The following is a 301-nucleotide window of genomic DNA, read 5'->3' as shown; positions in this document are numbered from 1 at the left end:
CCGAGCTTTTGAGCTAGTGTCAGCATCCCTCTATTGGTTGGCATCGTCATACCCGACATCTGCTTGGTCTGCTTCGCACGGCAGTAATCGATAACCTTGGTCATAAGAATGCGACCTAGACCAACACCTTTAAGGTCAGAACGAATCAATATTGCGAATTCGGCGTCTGTGTTCTCAGGGTTAATCAGTGCACGGGACACGCCGATGATCGCTGGAACGCCTTGTTCCTCGCGAACGACCACAAAGGCGATTTCTCTATCGAAATCAATCTGAGTGAAATTCGCCAACGCCTCATGATTGA

Annotated in this window: 1 protein-coding gene; it reads right to left on the bottom strand. The window is 49.2% G+C overall.

The genetic code is table 11. The features are described from left to right. A partial coding sequence (locus tag AB4512_RS22410; protein WP_372175742.1) for an N-acetyltransferase family protein occupies positions 1-301 on the bottom strand: 301 nt, incomplete at both ends.

Source organism: Vibrio sp. 10N.222.52.B7 (assembly GCF_041474275.1).
Lineage (GTDB): Bacteria > Pseudomonadota > Gammaproteobacteria > Enterobacterales > Vibrionaceae > Vibrio > Vibrio crassostreae_C.
This window is presented reverse-complemented; position numbering and strand designations above follow the sequence as displayed.